The 18,579-nt window shown below is 44.8% G+C and carries 15 protein-coding genes, 1 rRNA gene and 1 other annotated feature; of the genes, 8 read left to right on the top strand and 8 right to left on the bottom strand.

Going from position 1 to position 18,579, the window contains the following annotated elements:
- From L3V32_RS14585 to rluD, 4 genes are all read right to left on the bottom strand, one after another.
- A 16S ribosomal RNA gene (locus tag L3V32_RS14585) occupies nucleotides 1-117 on the bottom strand; the annotation flags it as partial.
- A 507-nt stretch (nucleotides 118-624) separates the two neighbouring features.
- Complete coding sequence (gene clpB, locus L3V32_RS14590; protein ID WP_005397478.1) at nucleotides 625-3,198, bottom strand: ATP-dependent chaperone ClpB; 2,574 nt, start codon at nucleotides 3,196-3,198, stop codon at nucleotides 625-627.
- 144 nt (nucleotides 3,199-3,342) lie between these two features.
- Complete coding sequence (pgeF, locus tag L3V32_RS14595; protein WP_237284609.1) at nucleotides 3,343-4,071, bottom strand: peptidoglycan editing factor PgeF; 729 nt, start codon at nucleotides 4,069-4,071, stop codon at nucleotides 3,343-3,345.
- A gap of 1 nt (nucleotide 4,072) precedes the next feature.
- Nucleotides 4,073-5,050 (bottom strand): 23S rRNA pseudouridine(1911/1915/1917) synthase RluD, encoded by a 978-nt coding sequence (rluD, locus tag L3V32_RS14600; protein WP_005385913.1) that lies wholly within the window; start codon nucleotides 5,048-5,050, stop codon nucleotides 4,073-4,075.
- A 136-nt stretch (nucleotides 5,051-5,186) separates the two neighbouring features.
- Between rluD and L3V32_RS14605 the strand changes: the two genes are divergently transcribed.
- From L3V32_RS14605 to yjjX, 5 genes are all read left to right on the top strand, one after another.
- On the top strand, nucleotides 5,187-5,915 hold the full coding sequence (locus tag L3V32_RS14605) for an outer membrane protein assembly factor BamD (RefSeq protein ID WP_005385927.1): 729 nt from the start codon (nucleotides 5,187-5,189) through the stop codon (nucleotides 5,913-5,915).
- Between the two features lie 171 nt (nucleotides 5,916-6,086).
- Nucleotides 6,087-7,541 (top strand): lytic transglycosylase F, encoded by a 1,455-nt coding sequence (locus L3V32_RS14610; protein WP_176319053.1) that lies wholly within the window; start codon nucleotides 6,087-6,089, stop codon nucleotides 7,539-7,541.
- Between the two features lie 325 nt (nucleotides 7,542-7,866).
- Nucleotides 7,867-8,193, top strand: coding sequence for a ribosome hibernation-promoting factor, HPF/YfiA family (gene hpf, locus L3V32_RS14615; protein ID WP_005397484.1), 327 nt, complete (start codon nucleotides 7,867-7,869; stop codon nucleotides 8,191-8,193).
- Nucleotides 8,194-8,301: 108 nt separating this feature from the next.
- Nucleotides 8,302-8,423: a sequence feature (Phe leader region), on the top strand.
- A gap of 12 nt (nucleotides 8,424-8,435) precedes the next feature.
- A complete protein-coding gene (gene pheA, locus L3V32_RS14620) occupies nucleotides 8,436-9,614 on the top strand; it encodes a prephenate dehydratase (protein ID WP_005397485.1) in 1,179 nt (392 codons plus the stop codon).
- Between the two features lie 24 nt (nucleotides 9,615-9,638).
- Nucleotides 9,639-10,172, top strand: a complete 534-nt coding sequence (yjjX, locus tag L3V32_RS14625; protein ID WP_171058483.1) for an inosine/xanthosine triphosphatase — start codon at nucleotides 9,639-9,641, stop codon at nucleotides 10,170-10,172.
- Nucleotides 10,173-10,282: 110 nt separating this feature from the next.
- Here yjjX and trpR read toward each other — a convergent pair whose 3' ends face one another.
- Nucleotides 10,283-10,591: a trp operon repressor gene (gene trpR / locus L3V32_RS14630; protein WP_012842123.1), complete on the bottom strand. Its 309-nt coding sequence runs from the start codon at nucleotides 10,589-10,591 to the stop codon at nucleotides 10,283-10,285.
- A 13-nt stretch (nucleotides 10,592-10,604) separates the two neighbouring features.
- On the bottom strand, nucleotides 10,605-12,542 hold the full coding sequence (gene sltY, locus L3V32_RS14635; protein ID WP_237284610.1) for a murein transglycosylase: 1,938 nt from the start codon (nucleotides 12,540-12,542) through the stop codon (nucleotides 10,605-10,607).
- Nucleotides 12,543-12,915: 373 nt separating this feature from the next.
- On the opposite strand from sltY, the gene ettA reads away from it, so the two are divergent.
- The 3 genes from ettA to L3V32_RS14650 all read left to right on the top strand — a co-directional run bounded on the left by ettA (nucleotide 12,916) and on the right by L3V32_RS14650 (nucleotide 16,213).
- Nucleotides 12,916-14,583 carry an energy-dependent translational throttle protein EttA gene (ettA, locus tag L3V32_RS14640; RefSeq protein ID WP_005381894.1) on the top strand — a complete coding sequence of 556 codons (1,668 nt, stop codon included), beginning with the start codon at nucleotides 12,916-12,918 and terminating at the stop codon, nucleotides 14,581-14,583.
- A 231-nt stretch (nucleotides 14,584-14,814) separates the two neighbouring features.
- Nucleotides 14,815-15,183 carry a PilZ domain-containing protein gene (locus L3V32_RS14645; protein WP_046874174.1) on the top strand — a complete coding sequence of 123 codons (369 nt, stop codon included), beginning with the start codon at nucleotides 14,815-14,817 and terminating at the stop codon, nucleotides 15,181-15,183.
- 28 nt (nucleotides 15,184-15,211) lie between these two features.
- Nucleotides 15,212-16,213 (top strand): M23 family metallopeptidase, encoded by a 1,002-nt coding sequence (locus tag L3V32_RS14650; RefSeq protein ID WP_237284611.1) that lies wholly within the window; start codon nucleotides 15,212-15,214, stop codon nucleotides 16,211-16,213.
- A gap of 77 nt (nucleotides 16,214-16,290) precedes the next feature.
- Here L3V32_RS14650 and tyrA read toward each other — a convergent pair whose 3' ends face one another.
- Both tyrA and L3V32_RS14660 read right to left on the bottom strand, forming a co-directional pair.
- Nucleotides 16,291-17,418 carry a bifunctional chorismate mutase/prephenate dehydrogenase gene (gene tyrA / locus L3V32_RS14655; RefSeq protein ID WP_065645177.1) on the bottom strand — a complete coding sequence of 376 codons (1,128 nt, stop codon included), beginning with the start codon at nucleotides 17,416-17,418 and terminating at the stop codon, nucleotides 16,291-16,293.
- A 21-nt stretch (nucleotides 17,419-17,439) separates the two neighbouring features.
- Entirely contained in the window at nucleotides 17,440-18,516 is a 1,077-nt protein-coding gene (locus L3V32_RS14660) for a 3-deoxy-7-phosphoheptulonate synthase (protein ID WP_005397501.1), read from the bottom strand.
- Nucleotides 18,517-18,579 lie beyond the last annotated feature (63 nt).

Here is an 18,579-nt window from a genome sequence, read left to right on the forward strand (position 1 = left end):
CGCCGCTCGACGCCGTTATCGTTCCCCGAAGGTTCAGATAACTCGTTTCCGCTCGACTTGCATGTGTTAGGCCTGCCGCCAGCGTTCAATCTGAGCCATGATCAAACTCTTCAATTTAAGATTTTGTTCGGCTCAATGAATACTGAACATTACATAAAGTAATGTTTGAATTGACTGTGCTGAATCCGAAGATTCAATGGTCACTTCGTTTCATTGAAACCTAATTTGAAGCCGAAGCTTCTAATTGGATTATCATCAACGAGTGCCCACACAGATTGATAGGTCTATATTTTTAAAGAGCACACTTTGAACTTCTCTTCAAAGTGGACGGCCATTTTAGCTAGATAACTTATCGTGTCAAACACTTTTTTAAGTTATTTATCTGCGAGTTAATTCTTAACTCACTGGCCTTGTTGTCTAGACGTCGCTTAACTTGCTTTCCCTTGACAACGGAGGCGTATTATAGGGCGTTCATTAAGGAACACAAGTGCATTTTTAAAAAAAACTCACCTTTTTAGTTCATTCGTACAGAAAACAGGCAAGAGGCTCTAAAACATTATAGAAAAGGGGCCAAATGGCCCCTTGAATGTGATTTTTATCTCATTTTTTATTGTATCCGTGCAATTACTGATGGGCACGAATTTGGTCATTAGTAACGATTAGCTGCACTTTCTTGTCTGGAACAATTTCACCAGAAAGAATCGATTTGGCTAATGGGTTCTCGACATTCTGTTGAATTGCGCGTTTTAAAGGACGCGCACCATATACAGGGTCGAAACCAACTTGAGCGATCAAATCGAGTGCTTTGTCAGAAACCTCTAGTTGATATCCTTTTTCTTCTAGTCGTTTCGCCAAACGTTCTAATTGAATAGAAGCGATGGACTTGATGTGCTCTTGACCAAGTGGATGGAACACCACGATTTCGTCAACACGGTTCAAGAACTCAGGACGGAAGTGTTTGCTAACCACATCCATTACTTCACTCTTGATACCTTGATAGTCTAATGTTGCGAAATTCTCTTGGATACGAGATGAACCCAAGTTCGATGTCATGATCACAACCGTATTACGGAAGTCAACAGTACGACCTTGACCATCCGTTAAACGCCCATCATCGAGAACTTGCAGCAGAATGTTAAATACATCCGGATGCGCTTTCTCTACTTCATCTAACAAAATTACCGAATACGGCTTGCGACGAACCGCTTCCGTTAAGTAACCACCCTCTTCATATCCGACATAGCCTGGAGGCGCACCCACCAATCTTGCCACTGAGTGTTTCTCCATGAACTCAGACATGTCGATACGGACCATCGCATCTTCGCTGTCGAACATAAAGCTCGCAAGTGTCTTACAAAGCTCTGTTTTACCTACACCAGTTGGACCTAAGAATAAGAAGGAGCCAATTGGTCGGTTTGGATCAGAAAGCCCAGCTCGACTACGACGAATGGCATTCGATACAACAGAGACCGCTTCGCTTTGCCCTACCACACGATTATGCAGTACGTCTTCCATACGAAGTAGTTTCTCTTTTTCCGCTTCTAGCATCTTGGATACTGGGATGCCAGTTTGCTTAGAAAGTACTTCTGCAATCTCGTTGTCGGTTACTTTATTACGCAATAATGTCATTTCCTGCATTTCCGCTTGGGTTGCAAGATCTAACTGCTTCTCAAGTTCAGGAATACGACCATATTGCAGTTCCGACATGCGGTTTAGATCACCAGCTCGGCGAGCAAACTCCATGTCCATACGAGCTTGTTCAAGCTCAGACTTAATATGTTGAGTGCCAGAAAGTGCGGCTTTTTCTGTATTCCAAACCTCTTCTAGTTCAGCGTACTCACGTTCTTTTTCATTGAGTTCTTCATTAAGTGCTTTCAAACGCTTTTCACTCGCTTCATCGTGCTCGTTACTTAGTGCTTGCTGCTCAATTTTGAGTTGGATGATTTTACGCTCAAGCTTATCTAATGACTCTGGCTTAGAGTCAATTTGTAAACGAATGCTTGAAGCCGCTTCATCAATTAAGTCGATCGCTTTATCCGGCAGCTGACGGTCAGAAACATAACGATGTGACAAACTCGCCGCTGCAACAATCGCAGGGTCGGTAATTTCAACGTGATGATGAAGCTCATAACGCTCCTTCAAGCCACGTAAAATCGCCACGGTATCCTCAACGGTCGGCTCATCCACCAGCACTTTTTGGAAACGACGTTCTAACGCCGCATCTTTTTCGATGTACTGACGATATTCATCCAGTGTTGTTGCGCCAACACAGTGCAGTTCACCACGGGCTAATGCAGGTTTGAGCATGTTCCCCGCATCCATGGAGCCTTCACCTTTACCCGCACCAACCATAGTATGGAGCTCGTCGATAAACAGAATGACATTGCCTTCTTCTTTAGCGAGTTCATTCAATACCGACTTCAAGCGCTCTTCAAATTCACCACGGTACTTAGCACCAGCAACCAGTGCGCCCATATCTAATGACAGCACGCGGCGACCACGCAAACCTTCTGGCACTTCATTGTTGACAATGCGCTGAGCTAAGCCTTCAACAATTGCGGTCTTACCTACGCCAGGTTCACCGATGATCACAGGATTGTTTTTAGTACGGCGCTGCAATACTTGGATGGTACGGCGAATTTCATCATCACGGCCGATAACCGGATCCAGTTTGCCCTGTTCGGCTCGCTCGGTAAGGTCAATGGTGAACTTTTCCAATGCTTGGCGAAGTTCTTCTGCATTCGGGTCATTAACCTTTTGACCACCTCTGATCTTTTCGATTGCTTGGCTAACTTTTTGCTCTGTTAAACCGATCTCTTTGAGTAATTGCCCCAATGGTCCGCGATCTTCTAAAGCAGCAAGCAGGAAGATTTCAGACGAGATATAGGAGTCTTGACGCTTTTGCGCCACTTTGTCACACAGGTTAAACAACGTGCCCATCGAACTAGAGAGCTGTACATCTCCACCGATGCCACTGACTTTTGGTAATCTATCTAGCATTTCACTCAATTTAGAGCGTAAATGCGTTACGTCCACATCCAGCATAGTAAGCAATGGACGAATTGGACTGCCATTTTGGTCAAGCAAAGCCACCATTAGGTGAACTGGCTCGATATATTGATGATCGCGCCCTAACGCTAGTGATTGAGCATCAGAGATAGCGATTTGAAACTTACTTGTGAATCGATCAAGACGCATATCTACCTTCCTAACCTCAACTAAAGGAAATTCTTTTGACAGTTAGAAAGATGGATACTCAGAGGAGGAATTTCAAGGGAGTGAATGAATAAAGATAGCTTTGCAAAAATAGCACTATGTATCTTGGCACTTTAGTGCTTATAACTAATCTTCAATCCAAATAAAGGTGGCTTGCCGACCAGTTTTACCATCACGGCGATACGAATAAAAAGAGGCTTTATCTTGGTAAGTACAAAGTCCAGAGTCAAACACTTGTGTCACACCAGCTCGATTTAGACGTTGCGTTGCCAGCACCGACATGCCAGCAAACCATTTGCCATCGATATCGCGTGGGATGAATGCTTGATGCGCCTGTGAGTCAAAATCAACAAAAGCTTGCAGAACATCTTCACCCACTTCGAAGGCTTGAGGGCCAATGGCAGGGCCAAGCCACGCTATCACTTCACCTGAAAATAACGCTAATGCATTTTCGACAATGCCATTTGCTAAGCCGCGCCAACCCGCATGAACAGCGGCTACTTGCGTACCTTGTGTATTAGTCAATAATACGGGTAAACAGTCGGCGATCATCGCTGAACAAACAACATGGCTTGAAGAAGTAAATACACCATCCGCATCAAGCACCTGTGTTGTTGGTTCATTTGCTTGAGCCACAACGGTTGAATGCGTTTGGTTTAACCAGATCGGCGCATTGGGCATGTTCGCCTGCTGCGCCAACCAAGCTCGGTTCTTCTCTACTAAAGACAAATCATCCCCAACGTGAGTACCTAAATTTAGCCCTTGATAAGGGCCTGTCGAAAAACCGCCTATACGTGTTGAGGCAAAAGCTTTGACATTTTTAGGCGCACGCCAATTCGGAATGATTGTCTTCATCTTAGAACTCTTCCGGTAAACCGTGCTCTTCCGTATCTTGACGAAGCGCTTCAGTCATCGCCACCATATCATCAGGCACAGGGGCATGGAACTCAAGTACTTCTCCCGTAATTGGATGTTCAAAGCGTAGCATTACGGCGTGCAATGCTTGGCGATCGAAGCCACGGATCATTGCCGTTAGCTCTTCAGAAGCACCTGTCGGGATGCGAGCACGTCCACCATATGCAATATCACCGAGCAGCGGATGCTGAAGGTAAGACATGTGCACACGGATCTGGTGCGTACGACCCGTTTCAAGACGCAGACGGATACGTGTGTGTTCGCGGAAACGTTCAGCGACACGGTAGTGCGTTACCGCTGGTTTACCCATTGGTGCTACCGCCATAAGCGTGCGCTTGGTAGAATGACGACCAATAGGTTGGTCCACTTTACCGCCCGCTGTCATACGACCAATAGCGATCGCTTCGTACTCTCGAGTAATATTACGTTTTTGCAGTGCGCGAACCAGACGAGTTTGTGCAGGAACGGTTTTCGCCACCACCATCAGACCCGTTGTGTCTTTATCCAGACGGTGCACAATGCCAGCTCGAGGCACTTCTGCGATATCAGGGTAATGATGCAACAACGCATTAAGCACCGTACCATCTGGCGTACCGGCACCTGGGTGAACCACAAAGTCACGAGGCTTATTGATAACGATAATATCGTCATCTTCAAAAACGATATCTAGCGGGATATCTTGCGCTTCCCAGCGTTCTTCATCTTCTAACTCGGCTTGCAATGTAATTTCCTCGCCACCCATTACTTTGGTGCGAGGTTTGGTGACAACTTCACCATTAACTTGAACTTTCCCATCAAGCAGCCACTCTTTCAGGCGCGAGCGAGAGAAGTCCGCGAATAATTCGGCGATAGCTTGGTCTAAACGTTGACCTAACTGGCTATCTTTTACGGTATTTGTTAATACAATCTGCTGAGCCATATCGAACTTTTTTAAAAACTGTGAGACTAATGCTCACGACTGTGAAAAAATAGACTATTACGTCATTGTATCTGTTACTGGAAAGAAAGTAACGGCAGCTTAAGAAATATTTAGATTCAAGGAACAGACTCCTGATATGAAACGTCAGACTTTAACAGGCCTTTTAGCGGTATCCCTTCTGTTTGGATGTGCAAGCAAAGAAGAAATCGTTCCTGATGTGCCGCCTTCGGAACTGTATGCAGACGCGCAGATTTCTCTTCAAAGTGGTAATTGGCTTTCTGCAATTGAGAAACTGGAAGCATTAGACTCACGTTACCCATTCGGTGCCTACTCAGAACAGGTGCAGCTTGACCTAATCTATGCGTACTACAAAAACGACGACCTTGCTTTGGGCTTGGCAACCATTTCTCGCTTTATGCGTTTAAACCCAACCCATGAAAAAATGGACTGGGTACTGTACATGCGCGGCCTAAGCCATATGGCGCAAGATCGTAACTTTATGCATGATTTGTTCAGCGTAGATCGAAGCGATCGCGATCCTGAGCCAGTAAAAAAAGCGTTTGATGACTTCAAAAAACTGCTTCAACGCTACCCGAACAGCCCATACGCACAAGATTCACAAAAACGCATGGTTGCGCTGAAAAACCGCCTAGCGAACTATGACTTAGCGACGGCTGACTTCTACCTCCGCCGTGAAGCCTGGGTAGCTGCAATTAATCGCAGTCAAGAGCTACAAAAAGCATTCCCAGACACCGAAGCGGCACGTAAGTCACTGACTATCCAGCTAGAGGCCTACAAGCAACTCGGTTTGGAAGACGCCGTAGCAAGAACTGAAAAGCTTATCGAGCTCAACCCTGTGAAGTAACTGAGCCGCTTCAAACTAAACCGCCACCGTTTTTACCGTGGCGGTTTTTTATTACCCGCAATAGCGTGTTCTGCCCTTGCTTGATGATCTACGGGGCTCTACATATGCTTAAAGTTCCCCTCCCCTTTATAAAAGGATGTGAACGTGACGATACCTAAGCTATGCGCAGTTATGCTGCTCTTATTGTCTGCTTCCGTTTGCGCACTGCAAATATCACCACTCAAGCAACCTCCTTACACTGGGGATCTCGATGTTATTAAAGAGAAGAATGTTTTACGTGTCCTCGTTTCTGCTGATCTAGGCTTCTATTACATTGAGGGCGGTACACCAAAAGGAATAGGTGCAGAACTCCTGGCGCATTTCGAAAAAGACCTTCGTAAGCTCAAACCGAAACTTAACGTACAAATTATTCCTCTAGCCCGTGACCAACTTCTGCCAGCCTTAGAAAATGGCTCCGGTGATCTAGTCGTCGCCAATCTGACCATTACCAACACACGTAAACAGAAAGTCGATTTTAGTTCACCCATTCTTACTGGTATTGACGAGTGGATAGTCACGAACAAAAGCACACCAGCCATGACTAACATTGAGCAACTGAGCGGCAAAGAGGTTTGGGTACGTGCCAGTTCTAGCTACTTTGAGAGTATTCAAGCACTAAATAAGAAGCTAAATAAAAAAGGCTTGCCACCCGTTGTCGTACATTTTATTGAAGAAACACTGCAAGACTACGAACTGGTTGGGATGCTCAATAACGGCTACGTCAAAGCCATTGTTCTCGATAGTCATAAAGCCAAACTTTGGCTGAAAGTGATGGATGATATTCGAGCTCACCCAGAAATCCCTATTCGTGAAAATGGTAAAATCGCTTGGGCAATGCGGGAAAACAGCCCAAGTTTGAAAGCCGTCGTGAACAAGTTTATTCAGAAATCTCGTTCTGGGACACTGCTCGGTAACGTCATTTACGGAAAATACATCGATAACACAGGTTGGCTAAACAAAGCCCTTAACCCCAACAAAATTGCTCAACTAGAAAAGCTTGCTACGTTGTTTTCACGCTATGGTGAGAAGTACGATATCGACTATCTACTGATCGCAGCCGTCGCTTATAAAGAGTCCGGCTTTAATAACGACCTCGTTGGAAGTCGAGGTGCAGTCGGCATAATGCAAGTTCTACCCAGCACGGCTCGAGACCCTAATATCAATATCAAAAACGTTCGGCAGCTAGAAAACAATATTCATGCTGGCGTGAAGTATTTAGCATTTTTGCGTAAACAGTACTTCAGTGATCCTGCTATTACGGCGGAAAATAAACTCTACTTTACCTTAGCGGCTTACAATGCTGGCCCCGGGAATGTAGAACGAATTCGTAAACGTGCAGCCCAGCAAGGCTACGATCCTAATATTTGGTTCAATAACGTGGAAGTCGTTATGCGGAAAAGTTTAAGCTCAACGGTTGGGTACGTCACAAGCATTAATCGCTATTACGTTATATACAAACAGCTAGAAAGTTTGGACCAAGTCAAAAGTCTAGAGCGGGTATCACTGGCTCCAAAGGATCCCTTCTTCATGATACCGCTACGAAAAGTCAGTCAAACGCCAGACACAAAAAAGCCGCTTGTACAATAAGCGGCTTTGTAAATAAATTCGTCTGAGAGACTCAGTGACTGTCATCACACTTTACGTATAGTTAAATTTTAACCACCTCTAATATTAGGCCGTAAAACTTCCCTAAAAACGAAGACGTTTTCAGCTGAGTACTCTATCCAATCTACGGATTTACTAACCAATAACAAGCAATTTCACGATAAATCTCAGCAGATCTTGAGTGAGATCACATTCATTTTTCATCATAAAAAACCCGAACAAAATAATGATCTGAGTCACATTTTTTTATACTTAAAGCGGTAATCTGAACTCAACCCATGAGGGATGCAACAGAGGAAAAACACTTATGACAATGAATATCACTGGCAAAAACATCGAAATCACCTCTGCAATCCGAGCTCATATTGAGAGCAAGTTTAAAAAACTGGAGAAATGGCAAGTAGACCTAATTGGTTGCCAAGCAACTTTCAGTGAGGAACCAAACAAACAGAAGAAATTCGAAGCGGTTATTAAAGTTCCTAAAGGCCAGCTCATTGCCTCAGCAACTCACGAAGATCTTTACGCAGCTATCAACGAAGTGGAGCAAAAACTAGAACGACAATTGAACAAGCTGACCCACAAACCTGAAGCTCGACGTGCAAATAAGCCTGAGCTAGTGGAAGAAGAAGAGTAAACTGACCAGATTGAGGAAATAGCGCCGAAAGGCGCTATTTTTTTGCTTGACGCTCTCCCCGGCCTTGCTTATTGTGTTTAAACACTCATAAATTAAGCACTATTTATGCATTTAACCTCACTGTTTATTTTTGACTTCTTTTTCCTCCCATAGTCGGAGGGGCGAACTCGTTTGTGAAAGAAAAGTCAAAAACAAACAGAAAGCCTCCCAAATCGGGAGGCTTTTTTATAAGGAAAGAATTGATGACTGACCAACCTATTTCCCTCGAAGAAATTCGTTTGCGCTTGAATGAGCTGGATGACCAACTTCTCAGCTTATTGTCTGAGCGCCGTAAACTCAGCATTGAAGTAGCCAAAAGCAAAGTACAAACCTCAAAACCCGTTCGTGATGCCGTTCGAGAACAACAACTATTAGTTAAGCTGATTTCTAATGGCCGAGATAAATACGAACTCGACGCGCAGTACATCACTAAACTATTCCATACCATCATTGAAGACTCAGTGCTTCTTCAGCAAAGTTACCTGCAAAACCTCGTTAACCCGCAACAAAGTCGTAAGCCACTTGCTCGCGTCGCTTTCTTAGGAGCCAAAGGCTCTTACTCGCACTTGGCAAGCCGCGAATACTTCAGCCGTAAAAATACAGAACTTATCGAGCTCAACTGCGAACACTTCAAAGAAGTGACTCAAACAGTAGAATCGGGCCATGCTGATTATGGTGTTCTGCCTATCGAAAACACCAGTTCAGGCTCTATTAATGAAGTGTACGACCTACTACAACACACGACGCTGTACATCGTTGGAGAGCTAACTCAACCAATCGAGCACTGCTTGGTTGCGAAAAAAGACATTCGTCTGGAAAACATTAAAACGCTGTATTCACATCCTCAGCCACACCAACAGTGCAGTGAGTTTTTAAGCCGTATGAAAGGTGTAAAACTGGAGTCTTGCGCCAGCACGGCAGATGCAATGCAGAAAGTTCAAGAGATGGATCGTGATGATGTTGCTGCAATTGGTAATGCATCAAGCGGTAAGCTATACGGCTTGCAAGCAATTCAAGGCAACATCGCAAACCAAACTGAGAACCATACTCGTTTTATCGTGGTTGCTCGCAAACCAGTTGAGGTTTCAACTCAGATTCCAGCAAAAACCACCTTGATCATGTCGACCTCCCAAGAGGCTGGCTCATTGGTTGAAACACTATTAGTGCTGCAACGTTACGGCATCAATATGACCAAGCTAGAATCACGTCCAATTATGGGGAACCCATGGGAAGAAATGTTCTACGTAGACTTGGAATCTCATCTTGCTTCGACAGAAATGCAACAGGCACTAGAAGAGCTAACAAAAATAACTAAACACTTGAAAGTATTAGGCTGTTACCCTAGTGAGAACGTAAAGCCTACCCAAGTAAAATTGAGTTAATAGACACCAGTGAGTAAAAAGATCATGGCAACCCAAAAAGTCGTAATCGCATCGCTAAACCCAGCTAAAATTAATGCCGTTCAAAGTGCATTTAACAGTGCATTTCCGCACAAAGAGTTCAACTTCATCGGCGTCAGTGTACCTAGTGAAGTCGCAGATCAACCTATGACTGATGAAGAGACTCATCGCGGTGCACTAAACCGCGTTAAAAACGCAAAAGTAGAGATGCCAAACGCGGATTACTATGTCGGACTTGAAGCGGGAATTGAAACAAACGTGACGTTTGCGTGGATGGTGATTGAGTCGAATACTCACCGTGGTGAATCTCGCTCTGCGAGCTTAATGCTGCCGCCTAAAGTATTGGACAAACTCAAGCATGCGAATGAGCTGGGAGATGTCATGGATGAGGTGTTTGGTACCGAGAACATCAAACAGAAAGGTGGTGCCATCAGCCTGCTCACCCAAAACCAGCTGACTCGAAGTTCGGTTTACCATCAAGCCTTGATTCTGGCTCTAATTCCATTCACAAACCCTGAGCACTTCCCTTCAAATTTATAACGCTCACCCCATTCGCTAGGTACGAAAAAGGGCGGATATTTCCGCCCTTTTTAACACGTTATCTTAACCACTTGTGATACCAATACCTAAAGGCGAATTGGAATCACTGGCTACTTAGATACCGCAACTTGCTCTAACAAAACCTTGAGTTTGTCTTTCTCTTCATCAGATTTAGACTTTAACTCGTTAGAGCCACGAGTAATAGTGGCAATACCCACGCCAAGCATCTGGCTGATCTGACGTTGAGATAATTCTCCTTTAAGAAGCTCGTTAATAATATTAACGCGTGATATTAATGATTCTCTCTCATCACGTGACATCAGCATGGTTAACAGCATGTCATCTTGCTCACTGTCCATGCTAGTTCGAATTAGCTCAATAATCTGTTGCCAGTCTTTGTACTCGGGTTCGTGCGACATCAAGTTACCTCACTCAATACTTGGTATTGATCTCATGTTGATTCAAGAACGCGCCGTCGATACCCAAAAGATCACGGTAATATGTTTCAAACATCAGGATGTTTTGTACATAGCCACGTGTCTCTCTAAATGGAATTGCCTCAATAAAGGCATAAGCATCCACTTTTCCTTGGGTACGCTCTCGCCACGTTTTTACTCTGTTAGGACCTGCATTATAAGCAGCAAGAGCAAAAATACGATTATTATCGTAATCCTCTAATAAGCCTTGCAAATAATGGCTACCAATTTCGATATTTTTGCCCACATTGTAGAGATCCTGCGTACCTTGATAACTCAACTTATATTTACGTGCTGTGTACTTTGCTGTAGCGGGCATGATCTGCATAAGACCACGAGCACCAACTGGAGAACGGGCTTCGACATCCAACGCACTTTCCTGTCGAGCTAGGGACATCATCGTTACGGGATCTATGTTGTGTTTTTTTGCATAAAAGTTAAACCACCAGCGATGCGCAATCGGGAACCTCAGTTCGATATTATCCCACATCTGCGCTTGAATACTCGCGGTCACCGTTAGGTTATGCCAACGCTTAGAAGACGCATAAGCCGCCAGCATCGCCTTTTCATCTTTCCCTACGCGGCGCAATAAATGTGCCCATTCACTTTTCGCTGCTGCAATTTTATCCGTCGCGATCAACTCTTCAATACGAACTAACGAGTCTTGATAGGGTTGAACCACTCGCTTATCAAACTTAACCGTATGCGTAGGGTATTTGATTGATTGTCCAATCGCATTGGCGGCTGCCACACTATAGAAGTTTCGCTGCCCGACCAAAGTCGCTAAACGCTGTTTCCCTGCGATGTCATCACCTAACGCAATTTCACTTCGTCCAAGCCAGTATTGCCAGCGAAGCGACGCTTGCTCTTCTTTATTGAGAACGGCAATCCACTCTTGTACGCCCTTCCAATCCGCGTTCTGAATCGCTAAGCGAATGCGAGTTTCAATGAGCGGTAAGTACTGGCTGGTTTTCGTTTTATCATCGCGCCACTTAGCTAGTGACTCAGACTCAGTACGGGTCAATCGAAATGCGATATAGTCAGCCAGGGCTTGCGCCTTTTCTGAAGAAAACTTCTGCCCTTTAATGACGGCATCATACGCACTCTGCGCTTGACTGGTATTCATACGAGCTAGCTTTTCCAGCGCATATTCGCTTTGCGCTCGATTAAAATCATTAGCCGGTTTTTTCTTCGCGAACTCCGCAACGCTTGAAGGGTTATCAAACAACGCCTTCATTTCTTTCGCTTGTTTCCTTGCCTGCGAGGATTTAGGCAATTTAAGTAAGTAACTCATCAAACTGCCATTACGTGCATCAAACGCCAGTAGCATACGCTGGAGAATCAATTCATCAGTACGTTCACCTGCCTTGTCCCATGCTGCGAATAATGGATCGCACTCATCGGCAATACTTCTGCCACGCAACCACATATGCTCAGCCCCTTTAAACGCGGCGACTTTCTTACCTTGCTCTAACTGAGCCACGTAGAAAATACATTGGTAACGCTCGCCACTTGGAATGACTTTTTGAAACTCAGTAATGGTTTTCCAATCTTTTTGCTTATAAAGATGGTTGAGGTATGGAGCGCGAACACGACGAGAAAAAGGAAACGACTCGTACTCCGAAATAAATTCGTTCACCTGCTGTGGCGATTTTTCCGGTAACTGTCTAATAAATGTTCGGTAATCCACATAAGGCGTCAGTGGATAGTCAGAAATTTTAGGACGGATCGAAAGGTATCCGTCGATGTCATTTTTATCTAATAAATCTTGAGCTTGCTCATAAACTTCACGCTGCTTTTCCAAGCTCAGCGCGGCATTAGCACTCAAACTCATCGCACACAGCGCGGCTGCGCAGCATACGTTTTTAGCCAATTCAGATACGTTGAATCTCATTTGTGTCATTTTCCCCAGACATATACTGCCCCAAAGCCTCGTTTTGTTAGCGTTCATGTGATGTTAAGGCAATTTTCACACATGCATCTATTTACACAGAATGCAGATGTCCATGTAAAGCAACTTAGTGTATTAAAAATTGTACTCGTGAAACTTTTAAGACGATGGAAACAAGGAGTTCCTAACTTGTGCAGAAAGCACTTCGTCATTTATAACGAATAACAAAAGTGTATACCCTAACCGTGTAAGTTTCCGGTCAGCTCAAAATAAGAAATCCATTCGAAAGGGAAATTCTTGCAATGCGGTAACAAAAACAAAGCACTTGGTATAAAATGATGGGTTTGAATGACAGTTAATTTAGGAACGATCGGCAATGGCTGAATACGTATATACCATGTCGCGGGTGAGCAAGATTGTGCCACCTAAGCGTCAAATTCTTAAAGACATCTCTCTGAGCTTCTTCCCTGGTGCGAAAATCGGTGTTTTAGGTCTGAACGGTGCAGGTAAATCCACACTGCTACGTATCATGGCAGGTATCGACACGGATATCGACGGTGAAGCGCGTCCACAACCTGGTCTAAACGTAGGCTACCTACCCCAGGAGCCAGTATTAGACGAATCAAAAACCGTTCGTGAAGTTGTTGAAGAAGCGGTTGCTGACGTTGCTGACGCACTGAAACGTTTGGATGCGGTCTATGCGGCTTACGCAGAGCCAGATGCAGACTTCGACGCACTTGCAAAAGAGCAAGGCGAACTTGAAGCTCTGATCCAAGCGAAAGATGGTCACAACCTAGAAAACGCACTTGAGCGAGCTGCAAACGCACTTCGTTTACCTGAATGGGACCAAAAAATTGCGCACCTATCAGGTGGTGAACGCCGCCGTGTCGCTATTTGTCGCCTGCTACTTTCTAAGCCAGACATGCTGCTGCTTGATGAGCCTACCAACCACCTAGATGCAGAATCTGTCGCTTGGCTAGAGCGCTTCTTAGTGGATTACACAGGTACTGTAGTCGCTATCACCCACGACCGTTACTTCCTAGATAACGCCGCGGGTTGGATCTTAGAGCTTGACCGTGGTGAAGGTATCCCATGGGAAGGTAACTACACCTCATGGTTGGAGCAAAAAGACGCTCGTCTACAACAAGAAGCATCTCAAGAAAGTGCTCGTCAAAAAACCATCGAGAAAGAACTTGAGTGGGTACGTAAAAACCCTAAAGGTCGTCAAGCGAAATCAAAAGCACGTATGGCACGCTTTGAAGAACTGCAAAGCTCTGATCACCAAAAACGTAACGAAACCAATGAACTGTTTATCCCGCCAGGTGAGCGCCTAGGTGATAAAGTTATTGAAGTGAAGAACCTAACGAAGTCATTTGACGGCCGTGTTCTAATTGATGACCTATCATTCAGCATCCCTAAAGGTGCGATTGTTGGTATCATCGGTGCGAACGGCGCAGGTAAATCGACCCTATTCAAGATGTTAAGTGGTACTGAACAACCAGATTCAGGCACAATTGAAATGGGCGATACTGTGAAACTTGCATCGGTCGATCAGTTCCGTGACAGCATGGACGATTCTAAAACCGTATTCCAAGAGATTTCTGAAGGCGCTGATATTATTAAGATCAACAACTTCGAAATCCCTGCTCGCGCGTACTGTTCACGCTTTAACTTTAAAGGCAGCGACCAACAAAAAATCATTGGTGAGCTATCAGGTGGTGAGCGTAACCGTGTCCACCTTGCGAAACTGCTTAAAGCGGGCGGTAACGTGTTACTACTCGACGAACCGACCAACGACCTTGACGTGGAAACACTGCGTGCTCTAGAAGAAGCACTACTAGAGTTCCCTGGTTGTGCAATGGTTATCTCGCACGACCGTTGGTTCCTTGACCGTATCGCGACCCACATCATTGACTACCGTGACGAAGGCCAAGTTAACTTCTACGAAGGTAACTACACCGAGTACATGGACTGGTTGAAGAAAACGTTGGGCCCTGAAGCCGCAGAACCACACCGCATCAAATACAAGCGTATTGCGAAGTAATAGCAACCCGCAAAGTTTGATTGTAATTTGTACAAAGGCCGCTATCATAGCGGCCTTTGTTTTCTTTGTTAGAAAAAAGAGCTCATTAGCCCGTCTCGTTCGTTAAGAACATGACATTGCACTTACGTCACTCTGTAGCGACCTCGACACTTTTCAAACAGCAATCGAACATTTTTTGTTCGCATTGATATACTATTCAATTCTGTTTGAAGACATGACGAGAAAATGCACATGGCAGAGAGACGACGCTTTTCACGCATTCTCCATCAAGCGCCAGCGAAGGTAGAACAACGTGACTTGGCAATTGAAGCTAGGATTCAAGATCTTTCCTTACATGGTTTACTCATGAAAGTGGAAGAGACTGAGGCTTTGGATCCAGCCCTTCCAGTCCATGTGACTTTTTCATTTGATCAATCCGAACAAGTGATTACGTTAAAAGCGCAAATTGTGGATGTTTCTAAGTGTGAGATTAGGTTAAAGATCATCAAGATAGACATCGAGAGCATTAGCCAACTAAAACGATTTATAGAATTGAATGTAGGCAATAACGACCTTCTGAACCGAGAGTTAGAACATCTCTCTGATTTAGGAGAAAAATAAATGAACGCCTACTTAAGTAACAATAACTATGTCTAAAAAAATCATCATGCAGATCCCGACGAAAGACGGCGATCAGCAGTTCTATTTGGGCCGCAGTTCGGTCCTAACAGTATTTGCTTCGGTATTGGCATTACCCGCCGTCGTTGGTGGCGCGTGGTATCTCAATCAACAGCAGATACACAATAAAGACGAACTAACACAAACCATCGCCAAACTAGAAAGTGAAAAGGCCGAAATCACCGCGCTTTATGAAGAGCAGCTTGATACCAACCACTCGCTTTCTCAGTCATTGACCGATAAAAACAATCAAATTCAGCTATTAGGAAAACGGGTATTCGACGTCGAATCGGTTCTAGGTCTCGCTGACGAAGAGCTGATGATCGATGAAAACAACATGGCGTTAGAAGAGCGAATTGATGCAGCAGCTATCGATTCCGCGGTTCGAGCAACCATGTTTCGTTTGATTCCAAATGATAGCCCAGTGACATACCAACGTATTTCTTCTTCCTATGGCAGTCGCATTAATCCTATTTCAGGTAAACGACACGTTCATACTGGTATCGATCTTACCTGTAAACGAGGAGAAGAAATCCTCGCACCTGCAGACGGAGTGGTGGAAACCGTTCGCCCGAGTAATCGTGGCTATGGCAACTATGTCACTATTCGTCATTCATTTGGCTTTATGAGCTCCTTTGCTCACTTACAACGCTTTAAAGTGAAAAGCGGCCAATTTGTCAGTAAAGGCGATGTGATTGCTCAATGTGGTAGTTCAGGTAATTCCACTGGCCCGCACCTGCATTACGAGGTGCGCTTTCTCGGGCGAGCACTCAACCCTCAATACTTGATGGAGTGGACACCTGAAAACTTCAATTATGTATTTGAAAAAGAGAAAAAAGTGAAATGGGGCCCTTTAGTTCAATTGATTGATAATGTCGTGCGTCTGCAAGTCAATTTAACCAACTCCCCCTATCGCGACACCAGTATCAATACAGTATCAAGTGAAGATACCAGCAATACCGCGACTAACTGATTTATCTCTCGACACAAAAAAGAGCAGCGTAAGCTGCTCTTTTCGTTTCGGGCTCCACACGGATAGATAACCCGCGATTAACCGCGATGAATATTATCATTCGCCTGTTTGAGTAAGTTTTGGCTCTCATTCATAAATTGTTGTGAATAATCACCAAACCACTCACTCACCTGCTCAAAGCTTTCGACAAATTTGGCTTTATCTTTGCTATCCAAAATCGCAAGTGCTTCGCCGAAGCGTTGGTGGAATCGCTTAATCATGTCGATGTTTTCTTGCGATGAGAGAATAATGTCACCGTAGAGGTTTGGATCCTGACCAAACAGACGCCCTACCATCGCCAACTCCAGGCGGTAGATTGGTGAGCTCAACTTTAACAGTTGCTCAATGTTCGGGTTCTCTTTGCTTAGATGCATGCCGTAAGCAAATGAGGTGAAGTGACGCAGCGCTTGGATTAACGTCATGCCATGATCGTGCTCTTGCGCATCAATCTGACACAAGCTCGCGCCCCAAATACCAAACTGTTGCAGCAACCATTGGTATTGATCATTTCCACGCCCATCACAGTACACAATCACCTGCTTGGCAAGGCTCGGCACATCTGGACCAAACATTGGGTGTAAACCAACCACCGGTCCTTGGTGCACATTCAACATTGCTTGCAGTGGCTTAGATTTTATAGAAGTCAGGTCACACAGAATACAGTCTTGTGGCAGATTACCTAGCTTTTCAATCACACCTTCTGTTAGGTGAATTGGCACAGTAACCACCACCAGGCCCGCGTCTTTTAGGATGTCATCCGCACGCTCCCAGTCTTTGCTACCAAGCACTTTGACTTGATAACCAGATAGCTTGAACATACGTCCAAACAGGCCGCCTAACTGGCCATTACCACCAATAATGACCACTGAGCGTAATTCAGGGTTCAAACACTTAAAACCGGAGTCTTTTTCACTGGCATAAGACTCACGCATGGTACGACGCAGAATGTCTTCAATAAGCTGTGGAGGAATTCCCATTTTCTCAGCTTCTGCTCGGCGAGAAGCCAGCATCGCCGCTTCACGATCAGGGGCATAAATAGGCAAACCATGTTCGCTTTTTACTTCCCCAACTTTCTCTACCAGCGCTAAACGCTGAGCCAATAGCTCCAACATTTGCTTGTCGACTGCATCAATCTGATCGCGTAATGCGTTAAGTTCAACTGCCATTGATGTTCCTTAAATCCTGTATTAATTAGCCTTTAGACGATTTTCTAAGAAAGGCACTAGCTCTTCATGTGCATGACGTAATAGTGCCTCAGTTGAATCCCAATTGATACATGCGTCAGTGATAGATACACCGTATTTCATTTCTTCGAGAGCTAAGTCAGAAGATTGATTTCCTTCATTGATATGGCTTTCAATCATAAGGCCGATAATGGACTTATTACCTTCACGGATTTGGTGGATCACATCCTCCGCGACTAATGGCTGGCGACGGTAATCTTTACGTGAGTTGGCGTGACTACAGTCCACCATTAATGACGCATCAAGGCCAGACTTCGCCATTTCTTGCTCACACTCAGTAACTGACACTGAGTCGTAGTTAGTTTGCTTGCCACCACGTAAGATCACGTGTCCATTAGCATTACCCTGAGTGGTCAATAGCGCTACTTGTCCCTCACGGTTGATCCCCATAAAACGGTGGCTAGAAGACGCAGCTTGCATCGCATTGATTGCGGTTGCCAAACTGCCATCCGTGCCATTTTTAAAACCGATTGGCATAGACAGGCCACTTGCCATTTCACGGTGAGTTTGTGACTCCGTAGTACGTGCGCCGATCGCAGCCCAACTAAAAGTGTCCGCCAAGTATTGTGGGCTAATTGGGTCCAGAGCTTCAGTCGCGAGCGGGATTTCCATCTCTGCCAATTCCACTAGCAGTTCGCGTCCAACATGCAGACCATGTTCAATATCGAAGCTGCCATCGAGGTGCGGATCGTTAATCAGCCCTTTCCAGCCGACCGTGGTGCGTGGTTTTTCAAAGTAAACACGCATAACAATATACAGTTGGTCACTTAGTTGTTCAGAGAGCGCTTTAAGACGTTTTGCGTAATCCTTCGCCGCTTCCACGTCGTGGATAGAACATGGACCACATACAACTAGCAGGCGATGATCCTTTTTATGAATAATATTAGCGATAGTTTGGCGAGACTCTTGAATAAAGCGGCGCGCTTTTTCACTCAAAGGAAGCTTGGTTTTTAGCTCCTCTGGGGTAATAAGAACCTGCTCTTCGCTAATATTAATATTGCTCAACTCACTTTTCTGCATAACTCTAACCTGTATATTTATTTTTACACCCAACCAAATCCTTGGTGAGACAACTAAGCTTTA

It is taken from the genome of Vibrio sp. J2-4 (assembly GCF_021728155.1).
Lineage (GTDB): Bacteria > Pseudomonadota > Gammaproteobacteria > Enterobacterales > Vibrionaceae > Vibrio > Vibrio diabolicus.